At 69.7% G+C, this 17,300-nt stretch carries 16 protein-coding genes and 4 pseudogenes; 12 read left to right on the forward strand and 8 right to left on the reverse strand.

Features of this window, described 5'->3' with window-relative positions; all coding sequences use genetic code 11:
* Positions 1-97, forward strand: a pseudogene (locus tag ABTZ03_RS42640) (aminoglycoside phosphotransferase family protein); the annotation flags it as partial.
* A gap of 449 nt (positions 98-546) precedes the next feature.
* Here the strand turns inward: ABTZ03_RS42640 and ABTZ03_RS42645 are convergent.
* Positions 547-1,222 (reverse strand): annotated as a pseudogene (locus tag ABTZ03_RS42645) (transposase family protein).
* Between the two features lie 419 nt (positions 1,223-1,641).
* Here ABTZ03_RS42645 and ABTZ03_RS42650 point away from each other — a divergent pair.
* Complete coding sequence (locus tag ABTZ03_RS42650) at positions 1,642-2,508, forward strand: helix-turn-helix transcriptional regulator (RefSeq protein ID WP_350518657.1); 867 nt, start codon at positions 1,642-1,644, stop codon at positions 2,506-2,508.
* A 43-nt stretch (positions 2,509-2,551) separates the two neighbouring features.
* On the opposite strand, the gene ABTZ03_RS42655 is transcribed toward ABTZ03_RS42650, so the two are convergent.
* From ABTZ03_RS42655 to ABTZ03_RS42665, 3 genes are all read right to left on the reverse strand, one after another.
* On the reverse strand, positions 2,552-3,271 hold the full coding sequence (locus tag ABTZ03_RS42655) for an SDR family oxidoreductase (protein ID WP_350518658.1): 720 nt from the start codon (positions 3,269-3,271) through the stop codon (positions 2,552-2,554).
* A 129-nt stretch (positions 3,272-3,400) separates the two neighbouring features.
* A complete protein-coding gene (locus ABTZ03_RS42660; RefSeq protein WP_350518659.1) occupies positions 3,401-4,174 on the reverse strand; it encodes a hypothetical protein in 774 nt (257 codons plus the stop codon).
* A 47-nt stretch (positions 4,175-4,221) separates the two neighbouring features.
* Entirely contained in the window at positions 4,222-4,353 is a 132-nt protein-coding gene (locus ABTZ03_RS42665; RefSeq protein ID WP_350518660.1) for a hypothetical protein, read from the reverse strand.
* Positions 4,354-4,440: 87 nt separating this feature from the next.
* Here ABTZ03_RS42665 and ABTZ03_RS42670 point away from each other — a divergent pair, with 87 nt between their 5' ends.
* The gene (locus ABTZ03_RS42670; protein ID WP_350518661.1) at positions 4,441-4,566 is read left to right on the forward strand and encodes a hypothetical protein; all 126 of its coding nucleotides are present in this window, start codon (positions 4,441-4,443) and stop codon (positions 4,564-4,566) included.
* Between the two features lie 302 nt (positions 4,567-4,868).
* Here the strand turns inward: ABTZ03_RS42670 and ABTZ03_RS42675 are convergent, their stop codons facing one another.
* Positions 4,869-5,384 carry a MarR family winged helix-turn-helix transcriptional regulator gene (locus ABTZ03_RS42675; RefSeq protein ID WP_350518662.1) on the reverse strand — a complete coding sequence of 172 codons (516 nt, stop codon included), beginning with the start codon at positions 5,382-5,384 and terminating at the stop codon, positions 4,869-4,871.
* Between the two features lie 58 nt (positions 5,385-5,442).
* On the opposite strand from ABTZ03_RS42675, the gene ABTZ03_RS42680 reads away from it, so the two are divergent.
* On the forward strand, positions 5,443-6,387 hold the full coding sequence (locus ABTZ03_RS42680) for an amidohydrolase family protein (protein ID WP_350518663.1): 945 nt from the start codon (positions 5,443-5,445) through the stop codon (positions 6,385-6,387).
* Between the two features lie 152 nt (positions 6,388-6,539).
* Here the strand turns inward: ABTZ03_RS42680 and ABTZ03_RS42685 are convergent, their stop codons facing one another.
* Positions 6,540-6,875, reverse strand: coding sequence for a sensor histidine kinase (locus ABTZ03_RS42685; protein WP_350518664.1), 336 nt, complete (start codon positions 6,873-6,875; stop codon positions 6,540-6,542).
* Positions 6,876-6,944: 69 nt separating this feature from the next.
* Between ABTZ03_RS42685 and ABTZ03_RS42690 the strand changes: the two genes are divergently transcribed.
* The gene (locus tag ABTZ03_RS42690; protein ID WP_350518665.1) at positions 6,945-7,280 is read left to right on the forward strand and encodes a sensor histidine kinase; all 336 of its coding nucleotides are present in this window, start codon (positions 6,945-6,947) and stop codon (positions 7,278-7,280) included.
* 143 nt (positions 7,281-7,423) lie between these two features.
* Here ABTZ03_RS42690 and aroA read toward each other — a convergent pair whose 3' ends face one another.
* Together aroA and ABTZ03_RS44350 are read right to left on the reverse strand one after the other, a co-directional pair.
* The gene (gene aroA / locus ABTZ03_RS42695; RefSeq protein WP_350518666.1) at positions 7,424-8,668 is read right to left on the reverse strand and encodes a 3-phosphoshikimate 1-carboxyvinyltransferase; all 1,245 of its coding nucleotides are present in this window, start codon (positions 8,666-8,668) and stop codon (positions 7,424-7,426) included.
* Positions 8,669-8,700: 32 nt separating this feature from the next.
* Positions 8,701-9,732, reverse strand: a complete 1,032-nt coding sequence (locus tag ABTZ03_RS44350; protein ID WP_502894769.1) for a hypothetical protein — start codon at positions 9,730-9,732, stop codon at positions 8,701-8,703.
* A 29-nt stretch (positions 9,733-9,761) separates the two neighbouring features.
* Here ABTZ03_RS44350 and ABTZ03_RS42700 point away from each other — a divergent pair, with 29 nt between their 5' ends.
* The 7 genes and pseudogenes from ABTZ03_RS42700 (at position 9,762) to ABTZ03_RS42725 (ending at position 17,227) form a co-directional block, all read left to right on the forward strand.
* Positions 9,762-11,444 carry a PHP domain-containing protein gene (locus ABTZ03_RS42700; protein ID WP_350518667.1) on the forward strand — a complete coding sequence of 561 codons (1,683 nt, stop codon included), beginning with the start codon at positions 9,762-9,764 and terminating at the stop codon, positions 11,442-11,444.
* Positions 11,445-11,587: 143 nt separating this feature from the next.
* A pseudogene (locus ABTZ03_RS42705) lies at positions 11,588-12,333 on the forward strand (IS5 family transposase); the annotation flags it as partial.
* 662 nt (positions 12,334-12,995) lie between these two features.
* On the forward strand, positions 12,996-14,768 hold the full coding sequence (gene ltrA, locus ABTZ03_RS42710) for a group II intron reverse transcriptase/maturase (RefSeq protein ID WP_350518668.1): 1,773 nt from the start codon (positions 12,996-12,998) through the stop codon (positions 14,766-14,768).
* A gap of 93 nt (positions 14,769-14,861) precedes the next feature.
* A pseudogene (locus tag ABTZ03_RS44355) lies at positions 14,862-14,957 on the forward strand (IS5/IS1182 family transposase); the annotation flags it as partial.
* 168 nt (positions 14,958-15,125) lie between these two features.
* Positions 15,126-15,599, forward strand: coding sequence for a GNAT family N-acetyltransferase (locus ABTZ03_RS42715; protein ID WP_350518669.1), 474 nt, complete (start codon positions 15,126-15,128; stop codon positions 15,597-15,599).
* Positions 15,600-15,842: 243 nt separating this feature from the next.
* Complete coding sequence (locus tag ABTZ03_RS42720; protein ID WP_350518670.1) at positions 15,843-16,922, forward strand: tyrosine-type recombinase/integrase; 1,080 nt, start codon at positions 15,843-15,845, stop codon at positions 16,920-16,922.
* Positions 16,919-17,227 carry a helix-turn-helix domain-containing protein gene (locus tag ABTZ03_RS42725; RefSeq protein WP_350518671.1) on the forward strand — a complete coding sequence of 103 codons (309 nt, stop codon included), beginning with the start codon at positions 16,919-16,921 and terminating at the stop codon, positions 17,225-17,227. Before ABTZ03_RS42720 ends, ABTZ03_RS42725 begins: the two co-directional genes overlap by 4 nt.
* Positions 17,228-17,300: the final 73 nt, after the last annotated feature.

Here is a 17,300-nt window from a genome sequence, read left to right on the forward strand (position 1 = left end):
GTTGCGGAGCCTGCTAGGGGTTCGCTGGCTGGTCGAACACGGCTTCGACCCATTCGCGCAAGGCTGTGAAGTCGACGTGCTGAGATCCCGGATGTAAGGCTGCGGCGCCCGACCCCATGGCAAGAGCCCGCGCTCGCACGACAACTCATTCACAGGTCTTGACCATTGCTCTCCACGGTCGGACCCGTAGCCAAGGGCAGGACAGCAATCCAGCCGAAGACCATCTTTCGAGGCACGTGAGGCACAGCTGCACAGCGTCGGCGTCCCCCGCACGCTTGCGGGCGCCACGTCCGGGCCACAGCCGGCCCAAGTCCGCCCGGGTCAGGAGGGCGACGGTGGAGCTACCTCTGCGAATCTCCACGGCGGCAGACGCATTTCGGGACGGCATTTGCTCGTCGGCGATGAGCAATGCGTCTCGAAGGTGGGCTGCGAGGCGGAGGCAGATCAAGGCGTGCTGACGGTCCAGAGTCCGGACCTGGTAGGTGTCCTGCCCACGCGGATCATCGAGCACGCGGACGTCGAACCGTGAGATGACAATGAGCGTTTTCAGCGCTGCAGCTCCAAAGTGAGGACGGCTTTGGCTGCTGACGTAAGCCAGTTCGGGCTGCAACGGGCGTGACGGAAGATCCGCCAACCCTTGAGTGTCGCCACGCACCGTTCGACTGGGTACCGGAACCGGGCGTGGGCCCGGTTGAGCGATCTCTGGCCGGCGGTGAGCTCTTTGCCGGGCTTGCGTCTGAGCGCGACGGCGAACGTCCCCCCAGCACCGGTGTAGGCCAGGTCTGTCAGGACCGGGACACAAAGCCGGACGCAGGTTGTCACGATGCGGTGGGTGCGGGCGGCGGTCAGGTCGTGGGTGTGAGATCCAGACGAGTCTTCCTTCGGAACCGGTGATGACCTGCAGGTTCACGCCGTGGCGGCGGTGCTTGCCGCTGTAGTCGGCGCGGCCGTCACCGACGCGGTCACACTCGGCGAGGGTGCCGTCGACCAGGACGTACTCAGGGTCGGCTTCGCGCAGGGCCCGGGTCAGGCCGGGCGCTTTGCGGGCGAGGAGGCCGGTGACCGAACGGACGTAGGCCTGGGCGGTGCCGACGCTGATCCGGAAGCCGGCCGCGATCTGGGCGAGCGTGTCGTGCTTGCGCAGGTACACCAGCACGACCAGGGCACGCTGCGAGGGCCGGAGCTTGCACCGGCGGTCACCCTCCCGGGTGCCGATCAGCATGGTGACCCACTCGACGAGCGCGTGCCGCAGGTCAAGTGCGATGCCCCTATGGATGTCAACTTGCGGTTCCGTCGGGATCTACGTGGCCTGCGGCAGTCCTGGTAGGGCCGATGAGGCGGTAGATCTCGCGGGCGACGTAACGCTTCAGGCACCTCAGCGTCAAGCGGCGCGGCGGCCGGCCGACGCAGGGCGTGTGCGGGGGCGATGCGGGAGCGGTCACCCGTCGGCACCCGGCGGGCGGTGCCGCCCTGGCTCCTTCCCCCGTGCCGGGGTGCCGGTGCCCGGCCCGGGTGTGGCGGAACAGCGGGTCCACACCGTGGCCCGGAGGCGTGCCGCACGGCTTCGGATACCCTGACCGCGACTCAGCACGACCCCGGCGCCGCCAAGCCGACCGGGGCACGGGGACGGGGAGCAAGGTCGTGGAGAGCACCGAGCAGCGGCGCGAGCTCGCCGCCTTCCTGCGCAGCCGGCGGGCCCGGATCGGCCCGGAGGCGGCGGGCGTGCTGTACCCCACCGGGCGCCGCCGGACGCCGGGGCTGCGCCGGGAGGAGCTGGCGGCGCTGGCCGGGGTGAGTGCCAGCTGGTACACCTGGCTGGAGCAGGGGCGCCGGATCAAGGTCTCCCGCCAGGTGCTGAACAGCCTGGCCCAGGTGCTGAAGCTGGACGGCGTCGAGACGCGACACCTGTTCCGGCTGGCCGGCGAGGTGCCGCCGACCGGTCCGCGGCCGGCCGGGCGCGAGCAGGTCGCCGCCCAGTACCTCTCCTTCCTGGACCAGTTGGACCCGCTGCCGGCCTGCATCACCAACTACCGCTTCGACGTGCTGGCCTGGAACCAGGGCTACTGCGCGCTGCTGCCGGGGTTCGCCGACCTGGCGCCGGAGCGCCGCAACAACCTGCTGATCACCTTCGACCCGGACTTCCGCGACCTCTACCCGGACTGGCCGCAGGCCGCCGAGCACGTCGTGGCACTGTTCCGCGGGCAGTCTGCGGACCAGCTGGCCCGGCCGGAGTACGCCGAACTGGTCGAGCAACTGGCCGCGGAGAGCCGCGAGTTCCGCGAGCTGTGGGAGCGGATGGACCTGGTGGAGCACAGCCCGGCCACCCAGGTCTTCCGGCACCCGGCGCTCGGGCGGATCGAACTCGGTTACGTGAAGCTGCGGTTGGCCGACACCGCAGCCACCCTGATCGCTTACCAGCCGGTGGGGGACGACGGGCTGACCGGCCGGTTCGGCGCCCTGGTGACGGCGGGACGGCCGGCCCGGCCGGCGGCGGACCTGAACCGGTGAGGCCGGTCCGGACCCGCCGCCGGGCGCACGGTCAGGCTCGCGGTCAGAGCGTGCTGCCACCGTCCACGAAGCTCAGCGCGCCGGTGGTGAAGGTGTTCTCCAGCAGCTGCACCACGGTGTGCGCGACGTCGTCGGGCTGCCCGATCCGGCCGACCGGGGTGCTCGCCGCGGTCTGGGCGAACAGGCCCGCCCTGGCCTCGGCCGGGACGAAGTCCCACAGCGGGGTGTCCACCAGGCCGGCCACCACGACGTTCACCCGGATCGGCGCCAGTTCGACGGCCAGCGAGCGCCCCAGGCCGCCGACGCCGGTGTTGGCGGCGGCCGTCGCGCTCAGGTCCGGGTACGGCTTGAAACCGCCGCTGCCGGCGAGCAGCACGATCGAGCCGGTGGGTGCGATCTTGCGCCCGGCGTGCCGGACGCAGAGCAGCGGGCCGATGATCTTCGTGTCGAAGGAGCGGCGCACCGCTTCGAGCGTCACCTCGTAGACCGAACCGGTCGCCATGTCACCGGGGCAGAGCACCAGGTGGTCGATGGTGTCCAGGTCCGCGAAGAAGACACGCACGCTCTCCTCGTCGGTGACGTCGATGACGCCGGTCGTGATGCCGTCGATCTCCTTGGCCGTGTCGGCGAGCTTCTCCTCGGAGCGCGAGCCGACCACGACCCGCGCGCCGGCCGCGGCGGCCCGGCGGGCTACCGCGCGGCCGATCCCGGAGCTGCCTCCGACCACGACGACACGGGTGTTGGACAGGGGGTTTGAAGCCATGGGGTCATCTCCTGGACAGTTGCTGCCGTGCTGGTCGGAGCGGCGGCGCAGGTGGCGCCCGGTCCCGCTCGAGAACGACGATGCCAGCTCGCCCAGGGGGTAGGCAGACTCGCTCTTATCCTAGGTATTTCACCACCAGGCAAGCCCCTCAGCTGCGGAAACACCGGCCCCGGAAGGCTGGTCCGCCGGCCGGAGCGGGCAGGGCCGACGGGCCCGGAGCGGGGAACCCGGAGGGCGGTCCGAACGGTGACCGCCGTCCAGGAAGAGGCCCCGAACTGCGAGCAGGCCCGCGAAGCGTGGGCCATCAGGACCGGCCGGCCGGACGCGCTCGTCCTCGGCCACGTCGAGCGGGTCGAAGGGCTGGACGGGTGCGGCCCCGGCGTCACGACTTCTCGTCCCGGTCGCGAGGGAGGGGTTCGCCAACTGCTGGCCGACGCCGAGGAACATCCGCTTCTGCTGCTCGGCGAGCGTCTCGCCCGATGGTCGTGGGGTGGCCGCGGTCGCCGCGATCGCGGCCAGTGTCATGGCCACCTGGGCCGTGGTCGGTGTGCTCTGCTCCGTCGGCATGCGTACTCCCTGGGATCGGACCGCCCCGCCGGACCGGCGGGTGCGCTCCCTCTGGATCCCGCCCGGGACGTCCGAGAATGTGCCCGGAGGCGGGACGTCATGCCAAAGGGCGCACGGCTGACGCCGCAGGTCGAGTCCGCGTCGACACAGCCGCTCCCGCAGGGAGGCCGCCTGGCTGATCCGGTTGCGGGCGTACCCGGCCCGGGACTGGCTGAGCGGTTCCCTGGCGGCCTTGGTGCGGAGCCGGCGGGAGACGTGCCAGGTGTCGAACCGCTGCAGGAGCTGCAGGAGCTGCCGGAGCTCGCAGTTGCGGACCACGGCGAGCCGATCGGCCATCCACCGCTGGTAGAGAGGGCCTGCGGGCGGCCGACGAGACGGAGCGGCTATGCGTCCGGGGCTTTGAGGTGGATCTCCTGGGATGCGGCGTCTGCGGGCTCCTCGCCCTCACGCAACGCCGCCGCTGCCTGGGTGAGCTGTTGCTGGAGCAGCTGTGCCTGGGCCTGGATCTGCTGCACATTGGCCGGCCTGCTGCTCCACTAGGCCTGTCCGGCCGATCTTGGCGGTCACCTCGCGCTGCCAGGCCGGCGACCGGGGGCGCGCGTATGTCGGGTCGTCGTGGGCAGCGAAGCCGCTCCGGCGGCCGCCGAACCGACGGCGCCGCCCTGATCCGCCGCCTGGAGGACGCCATGGCCACCCGGCGCTCGTGGACGGCGCAGGAGTTCGAGTAGCAGCTCGCCGGGGCGCAGCGTCGCGAGGGCCGGCTCGGCGGCGCCGGAGAGGAAGACGTGCAGCGGGGCCGGCGGCCGTTCGGGCCGGTGACGCGGCGAGGCCGGCGGCTGTTCGGGCCGGTGACACGGCGAGGCCTGCGGGCGCTGGAGAGGGGACGGAACGACGACGAGCGCCCAGGGGCCGGGAAAGGTGCGTCGCCCCCGTTCCCGGCGGCGGTCGCGGGGGCGACGGAACGACCGACCTACGGGTGGCCCGCGATGGCCCGCGCATGCCGGTCAGGATCAGGGCGATGCCGTGCGGGCTACTCCTCGACCGGCTGGGGGACGGTGTCGCCGATGACTTCGGTGAGGCGCTGTAGCTGGGTGGCGAGTTCGCGGCGTTCCCGGGGGGTGAAGTGCGACAGGGCCTCTGACTGACGTGCCCGCAGTTCCGCGCGCATCGCCGCGAGCAGGTCGGCGCCGTCGCCGGTCAGGCGTACGAGGACCTGGCGCTCGTCGCGCGGGGAACGTTGACGCGTGACCACGCCGGCCGCTTCGAGCTGCTTGAGCATGCGGGTCGCGGTGGGGACGCTGACCTCGGCGGCGACGGCGAGCCTGCCGACCGGCAGCCCCTCGCCCCGTGTGTCGGCGGCCAGAGGCTCCAGCATAGTGGACTGCGCCATGGACAATCCGGTGCCGGAGCGGCCCATGGTGGCCGCCCGAGCGCGGCGCATGGCATAGAACAGCCGGTCCGCGGCCTCCGCCAGCTCCCGCACACCAACCTCGTCCCCGTGTGTGTCCTGGGGGTCGCCCTCTTCGTGCTTGCTCGCCTCTCGCATGAGTGTTAGCTTACTAAATGAATTAACTAGCAAGCTAACCTTTAGGAGGCTTTGAATCATGGACTTCCCCGCACGTATCGACGTCCACAACCACATCGTCCCGCCGGTCTGGGCCGACACCCTGGCCGCGCGCGGCCTGAACTCCGGCGGCTGGGCCATCCCCGCCTGGAGCCCCGAGAGCGCGATCGCGATGATGGACCAGCAGGGCATAGCCACCGCCGTCATGTCCGTCACCTCGCCCGGTGTCCACCTCGGCGACGACGCCGACGCCCGCGACCTGGCCCGCGCCGTCAACGAGTACGGGGCCGAGGTCGTCAAGGACAACCCCGACCGCTTCGGCCACTTCGCCAGCATCCCGCTGCCCGACGTGGACGCCGCCCTCGCCGAGGCCGTCCACGCACTCGACATCCTCGGGGCCGACGGCGTGGTCCTCATGTCCAACGCCCACGGCAAGTACCTCGGCGACGCGGACTTCGAGCCCCTGTGGGCCGAGCTGGACCGCCGCGCCGCGAACGTCTTCATCCACCCCGCGCAGCCCCCGATGACGCTGCTGCCCGGCACCCCCGCCCCGCTCGCGGACTACGTCTTCGACACCACCCGCACCGCCCTGAACATGGTGCTGAACGGCGTCATGGACCGCTACCGCAACGTCCGCGTCATCCTGTCCCACGGCGGCGGCTTCCTTCCCTACGCCGCCTACCGCTTCTCAGGCCTCACCTCCACCGTCGTAGACCGCGAGCGCAAGGCCGAGGACATCCTGCGCGACCTGAAGCGGTTCTACTTCGACACCGCCCTGTCCGCCAGCCCCTCCGCCCTGCCCGCCCTGCTCGCCTTCGCCGAGCCCGGCCACGTCCTCTACGGCAGCGACTGGCCCTTCGCCCCGCAGGAGGCCGGCAGTTACTACAACCACTTCCTGGAGACCTACCCGGACTTCACCCCCGGCCAGGCCGAAGCCATCAACCGCGGCAACGCCGAGGCACTCCTCCCCCGCCTCGCCCGCTGACCCGACCCTCCGGGCGACGGGCGTCACCGCCGCGCCACGATGCCCCGCACCGACGTGCGGGGCATCGGCGCTGTTCGGCGGCGCTGCCGGTCGGGTGCCTGCTGGAATCCGGTAGCGGGGACCTGCCCGCGCAGGGCTGCCGGTGACGGGGTTCAGGGGGCGGGAAGGGTGGCGGTCAGGCGGTGGCCGCCGTGGCTGGGACCGTGGCGAAGGCTGCCGCCGAGCTTGTCGGCGAGGACCGTGAGGCCGGCCAGTCCCAGGCCACTGCCGGGCAGGGGGGCCGAGGGCGCTCCGGTGGGGCTGCCGTTGGCGACGGTGAGCTCGACCTCACCGGGGCGGTAGGCGAGGACGAGTTCGATCGGGGCGCCCGGGGCGTGCTTGACCGCGTTGACCATGCCCTCCCGTGCGATCCGCAGCAGGGCCTGGCGCAGTTCCTCCGGCAGCGGGCGGCGATGCCCCTCCACGCGGTGGGTGGCGGTCACGCCCACGGAGGCGAGGTTGGCCACGAGGGTGTCGAGGAGTACCGTGTCCGTCAGCGGGCCCCGGTACGGTTGACGGTGCTGGGCGACCAGGTTCCGCTCGGTCCCGAGCAGAACCTCCACCTGTTGCGGTCCGCTCAGGAAGCGCCGGCGAACGCGGCCAAGGACGCGCCGGGCCGGCCGGTCACGGTCGCCCTGGAGTACACCGACCAGGCGGTCACCCTCACGATGTCGAACCTGCTGCGCAGCGACCGAACCACGGGAAGCAGCGGCGGCGAGCGGTCACCGGGCTTCGAAACCGTGGACGGGGGTTACAGGCTCACCTGCATCCACGAACGCCTGCTCCTGATCGGAGGACACCGTGGGTGTTCGGAACGAGCGAGCGGTCGCCCGTGGCGGTTCGCCGCAGCCTGACTCTCCTCGCTCGGTTCCGGTTTCACGGAATGATCGCCATATGGTAATGATCGCCATATGGTCTCGCGGTCCGACGAGTCGTCCATGGCGGAACCCGGAGCACCGGCCCGGCTCGGAGCCGGCCGCGACAGCCGGGTACGGGGTCAGGGCGTGGTGCCCAGTTGGTCGAGGAACGTCGCGAGGACTTGGTGGAAGTGGGGGAAGGTCTTCTTGACGCAGTCGGGGTCGTCGAGGGTGATGCCCGGTGTACGCAGGGCGGTGATGCTGAACGCCATGGCGATGCGGTGGTCGCCGTGGCAGGCGATCTGCGCGGGTGCGGGGGTGCCGGGCTGGATCTCGATCCAGTCGGGTCCGGTCTCGACCTCGATGCCGAGTGCGCGCAGGTTGGTGGCGCAGGCGTCGAGGCGGTCGCATTCCTTCACGCGGGTGTTGGCCACGTCGACGATGCGGGTGGGGCCGGTGGCGAAGGGGGCGATGGCGGCCAGGGTCGGCATGGTGTCGGAGATGTCGCGCATGTTCACGGTGATGCCGCGGAGTCGTCCGTTGCCGGTCACGGTCGTGGAGTCCTCGTCCTTGCTGACGGTTGCTCCCATGCGGGCCAGTACGTCGACGAAGCCGAGGTCTCCTTGGAGCGAGGCGGTGCCCAGGCGGGGCACGGTGACGGTCTCGCCCAGCAGGGCCGCGGCGGCGAAGAAGTAGCTCGCGGACGAGGCGTCGGGTTCGACCGTGTACGTGCGCGCGGTGTACCGCTGCGGTGCGACGCGGTAGGACTTCTCGCTCACCTCGACGGCGACGCCGAACGAGGCCATCATCGCGATGGTCATCTGCGCGTAGGGCACGGACACCAGGTCCGTGACGTCGATCCGCAGTCCCTGCTCCGTCAGCGGGGCCAGCAGGAGCAGGGCCGTGAGGAACTGCGAGGAGGTGCCGGCGTCCAGGGTGAGGTGGCCGCCCTCGATGCCGGAGGCGGTGAGGGTGAACGGGTGGTGGTCGATGTCGCCGCGGAACTCGATGCCCACGCCGAGCTGCCGCAGCGCGTCCGTCAGCGGGGCCATCGGCCTGCGGCGCATCTGCTCGGAGGCGTCGAACCCGACCCTGCCCCGGCCGGCGGCTGCGAGGGCGGGCAGGAAGCGTGCGGTGGTCGCTCCGTCCGCGCAGTACACGGAGACGTCGTCGTCGGTTCCCCGCCACTCGGGCTGTCCGGTGATCGTCCAGCTCAGCGGCTCCTGTTCGACGTCGTAGCCGAGTTGCCGCAGTCCCTCGGCGAACGCCTCGGTGTTGTGCGAACGCAGGGGGGCGACGAGTGTGGTCCTCCCGGCAGCTGCTGCGGCCAGGAACAGGGCTCGCGCGGTGATGGACTTGGAACCCGGGATCTCTACCTGAACCATGGCATCCACCGTAGTGCTCCGTTCCGTCCCGGTCATACCAATGATCCTTGCGCCGGAGTGGTCGCCAGTTCCGCGACGACGGTCAGCAGCGACGCCGCGTGCCGCGCGCGGAGTACGGCGGTGGCGGGGTCCGGTGCCACAGCGCGTACCGAGGCCACCCGGTCGTGGGAGCTCGTGAGTTCGCGCAGGTCGCTGCCCTCGCCGAGCAGGACGTCGACGGCGACACCCCTTCCACCGCACGTGCCTCGGCCAGCCCGCCCACCTCGTGGAGCTTGCCCCGGGCGGTGCTCCGAACGAACCAGATCGCCGAGGCCTGACCTGCCTGCGACCCGTTGAGTACGGCGTCGGAGTAGTCGTGTCCCAGTGCCTCCCGGGCCAGCTCCGTCTCCAGCACCACGGAGGTCGCGTCCTGGACGAGCCGGGGGATGTCGTCGCCCCCAGGCGCAGGTGGGTCTCGATGACGTGCGGCCCGTCCGGTGCGACCACCACCTCGGTGTGGGTCGCACCGCGGCTGATGCCCAGGGCGGTGACCACCGCCGCGCAGAACCCGTAGATCTCGTCGCGCAGTTGCGGGGTGATCGGTGCGGGCGTCGAGACCCCCGCGCGGCTTCTGATCCTCCAGGTCGGCGCGGGTGGCAGCGGGGTGCGCCCAGCGGTGGCGGACCTTCAGTCACCGACTGGCACTCCAGCCGGACTTCTCCCTTCCCGCTGGTCAACGGCCTGGGAGTGGACGCCGGTTTTGCCGGGCCGGCCGTGAAGCGGCGCGCCCGCGGACCACTGGGCGGCCATCGATTCCATCCCGGGTCTTCAGATCGGCTTCTTCCGGCAGTTCTCTTGCCACGGAATCGTGCACCCGTGAGCGACGCAGGACCCGCCGACGGCCGCCCCCTCGCCCGAGGCGAGGTACACCGCTGGGGCGTTCCACCGCCTGCCCGCCGGCCGGGACACCGGCCCCCGCCCCGGCTTGGTCCCCGACGCCCCGGAGGTACCGCTCCCCCGGCCCCTCCATCTCGTACGTCCGGGGCCTGCCCGTCGCCTCCTGTACGCCCCCCTGCCCCCACCACACCGCTGAACCCCCGTTCCGAGGATCACCATGACCGATCAGCAGCTGCCCGCCTGGGCCGATCCCTCCGTCTCCCCCGCCGATCTCGACGCCCAGGGCGTGTCGCGCCGCGGGCTCCTGCGCCGCGCGGGCCTGTTCGGCGCCGCGTTCGCCCTCGGCGGGGCGGCCACGTCGGCCGCCGCCACGCCGGCCGCCGCCGCCGGACGGGGCCACGGCGGTTCCGACCCGCACCTCGCCTACCTGGTCGGCGACCACCACGTCCACTCCGTCTACAGCCATGACGCGAAGTACACGTTCTCCCAGCAGGTCCGGGCCGCCGCCCAGTACGGCCTGGACTGGCTGGTGTTCAACGAGCACTCCAACTTCGGCCACGCCCACTACGGTGCCGCGCTGGAGCACCGAGAGATCCTCCGGGCCCGCGCCCAGAACCCGCGTCAGCTGATCTTCCAGGGACTGGAGTGGTACATCCCGGCCGCCGAGCACGCCACCGTGTTCGCGGCCCCCGGCCCGCACGAAGTCGACCTGCTCACCCGGTTCGAGCTGGCCTACGACGGCAAGCTGCTGGGCTACACCGAGGGTTCGGCCGGCGCGGCCGACACCGCCCGCAACGAGGCCCACGCCGTCAAGGCCATCCAGTGGCTGGCCGAGCAGCGGCGCACCGGCTACGTCGACGACGTCCTCGTCCTCGCCAACCACCCGCTGCGCCTGGGCATCGACTCCCCGCACGAGGTGCGCAACTGGCGGGACGCCTCCGACGGGATCGTGATCGGCATGGAGGGCGCGCCGGGCGCCCAGGGCGCGGCCATCCCGGGCTGGCGCGGCACGAACTCGATCCGCGGCGAGTACGAGAACAAGCCGTCCGCGCAGTCGTGGTCCGGCTACCCGGCGAACGCCTACCAGACCTACGGCGGCTTCGACTGGGCGACCGCGACCGTGGGCGGCCTGTGGGACTCGATGCTGGCCGAGGGCCGGCTGTTCTCGATCACCAGCAACTCCGACAACCACCGGACCGTCTTCGACACCTGGAAGAACGGCGACTGGCAGCCCGGCCAGAACTTCGACAACACCGGCAAGGTACCGGACCCGGTGAACACCGCCACCGCGCAGCCCGGAAGCGACTTCTGGCCCGGCCAGTTCAGCCGCACCCATGTCGGTGTGACCCGCTACGGCTACCGCGCCGTGATGGCGGGCCTGCGGGCCGGCCGGGTCTGGGTGGACCACGGACACCTGCTCGACGGGCTCGACGTGCGCGTGAAGCGGGAGTGCGACCACGGCCGCGGGGTCACCCTCGGCGGTCGGCTGCACGTCCGCAGGGGCGAGCGGCTCACCCTGTCGGTGACGGTCACGACCGCCTCCCGCCCCAACCCCCAGGGCATCCTGCCCCGGCTCGCGCACGTGGACGTCATCCGGGGTGCCGTGCGCGGCCCGGTCTCCGACCGGGACACCTGGCGGGCACCGGACACCCGGGTCGTCCACACCGCCGACGTCAGCGGCCGCACCGGCACCTACACCCTGGAGATCCCGGTCACCGCCGGCGACGAGTCCTTCTACCTGCGGCTGCGCGGCAGCGACGGCAACCGGCAGGGCACCGGCTACCTCGGTGCCGCCGTCGACCCGAACGGGCCGATCCCCCACGAGCCCGGCAACGGTGACCCGTGGGCCGACACGTGGTTCTACGCCAATCCCGTCTTCGTGGATGTGGCGCGAGCCTGATCCAGCGCTCGGCGGCGGCCGATCCAACGGCATCAGCCGTACAGATCGGCTGCCGCTGCGTTGCTTCCACCAGCAGCACGGGCCCTTGGGGCCGGCCGACGGCTAGGCCGTCTCCTTCGGATCATCCGATCGTTGACTGATGTGTGTTGTTGACTGACGTCCAGTGGGCACGCATTGAGCCGTTGCTGCCGGACCGGACTCCGAGGCGGGGAGGATGATGGCGTGATCACCGGCAGGTGATCGACGCGGTCGCGTTCAAGTACCGTACCGGCACGCCGTGGATGGACCTTCCGGAGCACTTCGGCTCGTGGAAAGGCGCCCACAACCGTCTGCGGAAGTGGGCCGCCGACGGCACCTGGGAGAAGGTCTTCACCGTCCTGCTCGCCCAGGCCGACGCCGATGGCGACCTCGACTGGATCGTCGCGGTCGACTCCACAATCGTCCGTGCCCACCAGCACGCCGCCGGGGCCCGCCCCAAAGGGGCGCCGGTCGGCGAGCCGCACGACCATGCCCTCGGACGCTCCTGCGGCGGGTTGACCACCAAGATCCACCTCGCCGCGGACGGCCGCTGCCGGCCACTCGCCTTCGTGCTCACGCCCGGCCAGGCAGGCGACGCACCCGCGTTCCCCGCGCTCATGGCCCAGTTGCGGGTGCCGCGGTCGACCGCCTGGCCCAGGACCACCCCGGCCGTGGTCCTGGCCAGGCCTACGCCTCCCGCGCGATCCGGACCCACCTTCGCCGGCGCGGGATCCGGGCGGTGATCCCCCAACCCTCCGACCAGGTCGCCAAGCGCAGGAATCGGGGCCGGTCCGGCGGAGGCCCTCCTGCGTTCGACCGCGAGGCATATAGGCGGCGCAACACCGTCGAGCGGTGTATCAACAAGCTCAAGGTGCGACACGAGGTCGCACACGCCAAGTGGGAAAGCCACGAAGGGAAGGAGAAGAAGTGCTGACCCCGGATTAGTGTCCGAATCCGTTCCTGCGCTCACATGCGTCGCTGGCAACGGCGGGGTGTGAAGCTGAGCGTTCAAGCCCAAGAGCGCCTCGGCCATCGAGGTGCCACAGGCGAGGGAAAGGCTGGACGGGTGAACCGCGTGAACCCCTGTTGATGTCTCGTAATGTTGAAGCCGCCCGATGGTGTGCTGTCAGCGGCTACAGAACCCGACGTTGAGAGACGTCGAGCGACTCCCGGAGACTTGAGACCGGGAGGAGGACACCGCTGGTTCCGGGATAGAGGGGGCACCCACCCCAGCCGAATCTTGCGTGTGTGGAACGTGGAAACCCCGTTGGAGTCCGGGTCTCGCCCGGTAAGCCGACCGCAAGGAAGGCCCAACTCTCTAGCGGGAACAGGACGGCCCAAGAAGCAAACGCCGGTGGATCGAAAGATCAGAGGAAAATCCAGGGATCCCTTCAATCCTTGGCCATAACTCGCCGGATACGGGTCCTCGTGACCCGCCCCGAAAGGGGGCCCACGTGGGCCGGGTGAGCCTTTGCAGTATCCCGAGTGAAGACGCCAGAACCTGACGGACAAGTTAGACGCGGAGGAGGATCAATGCGGGAGGCGGTCCATTCTGCCACTTGCGCTCCGACCGTGAACGGACCGCAGGACGGCCCTCTCGACTGGCACAGCATCGACTGGATTGAAGTCGAGGGCAACGTACGGCGACTGAGACAACGGATCTTCAAAGCGACACAGGAAGGGGACCTGAAGAAGGTCCGCAATCTGCAGAAGCTCATGCTCCGGAGCCGCAGCAACACGCTGGTCAGCGTGAAGCGAGTGACGCAGCAGAGCAAGGGCCGCAAGACGGCAGGCATCGACAGGGAACGTGCGCTCACGCCTACGGCGCGAGCACGGCTGGCGGTCGAGATCGACCGGCAGACACAGCCCTGGCGGGCGAAGCCAGTCAAGCGGGTCTACATCCCGAAAAGCAATGGGAAGCAACGGCCGCTCGGCATCCCGGTTATCCGCGACCGAGTGATCCAGGCACGTGTCAAGAACGCTCTGGAACCCGAGTGGGAAGCCCGGTTCGAATCACGATCGTACGGATTCAGGCCGGGTCGCGGCTGCCACGACGCCATCCAGGCGATCTTCAGCACCGCGAAGGGCAAGGCCGCGAAGCGCCAGTGGGTACTGGACGCCGACCTCGCGGCAGCGTTCGACCACATCGACCACGATCACCTGCTGGACGTCATCGGTGAGTTCCCGGGCCGGGAACTCGTACGCCAGTGGCTGAAGGCGGGCGTGATCGACGGCGGACGCTTCACCCGAACCGACGAGGGAACACCTCAAGGCGGAGTGATCAGCCCGCTGTTGCTCAACATTGCACTGCACGGAATGGAAGAGGCCGCAGGCGTCCGGTTCGCGACCCGCAAGGGGAAGGTCATGTGGGCCGCGAAAGGGACACCAATCCTGGTGCGTTACGCAGACGACCTCGCCGTGTTCTGCACGAGCAGGGAAGAAGCGGAAGCGGTCAAGGAACGCCTCGCCGAATGGCTGGCACCCCGAGGTCTTCGCTTCAACGAGGAGAAGACCCGAATCCTTCACCTGTCAGAAGGATTCGACTTCCTCGGGTTCACCATCCGCCGGCACGGGGACGTCCTGATCATCACGCCCAGCAAGGATGCGGTCGCGAGAGTCCGGAAGCGGCTCCGTGACGAGACTCAGGCCCTACTCGGCCTGAACGTCACGGCTGTCCTGCGCAGACTGTCTCCGGTCGTCAGAGGCTGGTCCGCGTATTACCGGACGGTGGTGTCCAGCAGGACCTTCTCCGAGCTGGACAGCTACGTGTGGATGCTCACCTACAAGTGGGCCAAGCGCAGCCACCCGAGGAAGTCGAGGTACTGGATTGTTCAGAAGTATTTCGGCAGGCTCAACCGGTCCAGGAACAACAAATGGGTCTTCGGTGATCGCGCCTCCGGCGCCCACCTTCCCAAGTTCTCCTGGACCAGCATCAGAAGGCACCAGTTGGTCAAGGGAAAGTCGTCTCCGGATGACCCAGCCCTGCATGACTACTGGAGTCAGCGCCGAAAGACGCGAACTCCACCGCCAATGGACAAGATCAGTCTGGTCCTGGCGGCGCGTCAGAAGGGTTCCTGCCCGCTCTGCGGTCAGGCCCTCATCGCTGGGGCGGAATACGAACCGGACAGCCCGCGGGAGTGGATTGAGTGGTTCGACGCCATGAAGAAGAGGCTGCACAAGCACCACTTCACCTACCGGCGAAACGGCGGATCTGATGAGAGCAAGAACCTTCGCCTCGTTCACTCCGAGTGCCATCGCCAGCACCACGCGAGCGATGACAGACGGGATCAACAGCAGAACCTGTGAAGCCATTGGGCTTGCTTGAGCCGCGGTGCTTGGAAACAGACGCGCCCGGTTCTGAGGGGGCCGGGTCACGGCAACGTGGCCCGGCTACCCGACCAGTGGCGCGGTCTGGCCACGCGCTACGACAAAACGGCCACCGTCTACCTGGCCGCACTCCACGTCGCCGCCATCTTCGTCTGGTCGGCGAGGTGATCCGCAGGGAACGGCCCAGACCGTTCCCTGCGGATCACCTGGTTGGCCGATGCGTGCCGTTGACCGTCCCGTGGTCTGACCGCAGGCAAGGCTCTGGACCTCCGGCGGTGGGCAGTGCAAGCATGCTCTGTGCCCGGTTACCGCATCAGGCCCGCCACAGCCGAAGACGTGGGGTTCCTCGCCACTGTTGTCATCGAGGCCACGCGGGACCAAGGCCGTCTCGCGAGCGGCTTCGACGAGGAGCAATGGCGCGCGGGCTTCTCCGATTGGACACTGGAGCAAGTCCACAACGAGAGAGCCGACATGACGACCAGCGTGGTCGAGGTAAGCGGCGAGCGCGCCGGCCGACTGCGAATCACCCGCACCGCAGGTGGCATCGAGCTGAACGGTATTCAGTTGCTTCCTCGTTTCCAGTGCCGCGGCATCGGCACCGCCGTCATCGAGGACCTCAAGGCACAAGCCGCGGCGGGCGGCATCCCCCTCGACCTCGACGTCGAGAAGGACAACCCCGATGCCCGCAGGCTGTACGAACGTCTGGGATTCCGCCGCACCGGCGAGACGGACCAGGAGTACAGACTCCGGTGGCAGAACCTAACCCCACTGCCGGACCAACCACCCGCTGATCCGGAAGAAACGCCCTAGCCCCGACGCCGTTCGGTTAGGGCGGCCCGGGCTGTGTCAAAGTTCGTCCGGTTGTGAGCATGTTGATGCCGTGTGCGACATCCCGTGAGTTCTCCTGAGTCCCGCTGAGCTTTCGAGGCCGTGGCCAGGGGCTTCCTCCTCCTTCGAGTGCTCCAGCAGCCGGTGACGTAACTTCGGGATTCCTGAAGCGTTCTCAACTCGTCCGACCGATCTGCGGTCTGGTCGAAGGCGAGGAGGCGCGAGTTGGCGGCGCTGGCGGTCGTGCGGGACCTGCGCGAGTACCGGGATCCGGTCTCGGCGGAGGAGCTGGAGCGGTTCGAGACCGACGTGCTGGCTGGCTTCGTCTTGGCCCGGGCGTCGGCCGGGCTGACGGACGGCACGATCCGCGGCGACGTCGGGCACCTGGATCAGATCCGTACGTGGTTCGGCCAGCCGCTGTGGGACCTGGAGCCCGCCGACGCCGATGCGTACTTCGGGCGGGTGCTGCGGGGATCGCCCAGCGGCACCCGTCTGGCCCGCTCCCAGGCCCTGAACACGTACTTCCTGTTCCTGGAGCTGCGGCACAAGGTCGAGATCCACCAGATGACCGGGCGCGTGGTCGAGTGCCCGATCGACGAGATGAACCGCCCGCGCGGCTCCAAGGACGCCCAGCTGCGGATCCCGCCGACCGCGCCAGAGGTCGGCCGGCTGTTCACTGGCTGGGGCCGCGAGCTGGCGACCTGCCGAAAGTTCGCCCCGACCGCGAGGAACTACACCGCCGCGAAGCTGATGTCCCAGGTCGGACTGCGGGTGAGCGAGGCGTGCGGGCTCGACCTGGACGACATCAAGTGGGAGCTCGGACGGTTCGGCAAGCTGCACGTTCGCCTGGGCAAGGGCGCCCGCGGTTCGGGGCCGCGCGAGCGGATGGTGCCGCTGATCAACGGTGCGGACCGGACCCTGCGGTGGTTCATCGAGGATGTCTGGGGCCAGTTCGACGACGACCACGCCCGCCCCGGTGCCCCGCTGTTTCCCTCCGAGCGCAGATGCGCGGACGGGTCCTCGCGCCGGGTCGGCGACGACGCTCTGCGGAATGGCTTGGCTGCTGCCGTCGGGGCTCATCTCCCGGGCTGGGCAGAGAAGTTGACCCCGCATGTCCTGCGACACTTCTGCGCTTCCGAGCTCTACCTCGGCGGCCTGGACCTCGCTGCAATTCAAGAGGTTTTGGGACATTCCTGGATTGCCACGACGATGCGGTACATCCACGTTCAGCAGACCCGAGTCGAGGACGCCTGGCTCGCCGGGCAACAGCGGGCCGCGAAGCGGCTGGAAGGACTGATGGGATGAAGTGGAACCTGCGGCTGACCGCCGCGAACAAGGGCATCTGGAAGGCGTCCGAGCTGCAGCGGATGCTGGCCGACCACGGCCTGGTGATCTCGGCCGGGAAAATGTCCGGGTTGTGGTCGGGTCAGCCGGTCTCTCTCAAGCTAGAGGACCTGGACGTGGCCTGTGTCGTGCTCGGCTGCGAGATCGGCGATCTGCTGATCCCGGAGCCGGACAAGGTCTCCCGCCCCGGGCAGCAGGAGACCAGGCGAGTGGCGGTCGGCGCCACCGTCTCTCCGGCGGTGGTGCCTAAGAAAGTGTTGGGTTAGCTGGTGACTACTGGTTGTTGAGGTCGTCGGCGAGGCGGCGTGCTGCTTCGGTCTCGATGGTGCCGCGCGGTTC

It is taken from the genome of Kitasatospora sp. NPDC096077, from assembly GCF_040303245.1.
GTDB lineage: Bacteria > Actinomycetota > Actinomycetes > Streptomycetales > Streptomycetaceae > Kitasatospora.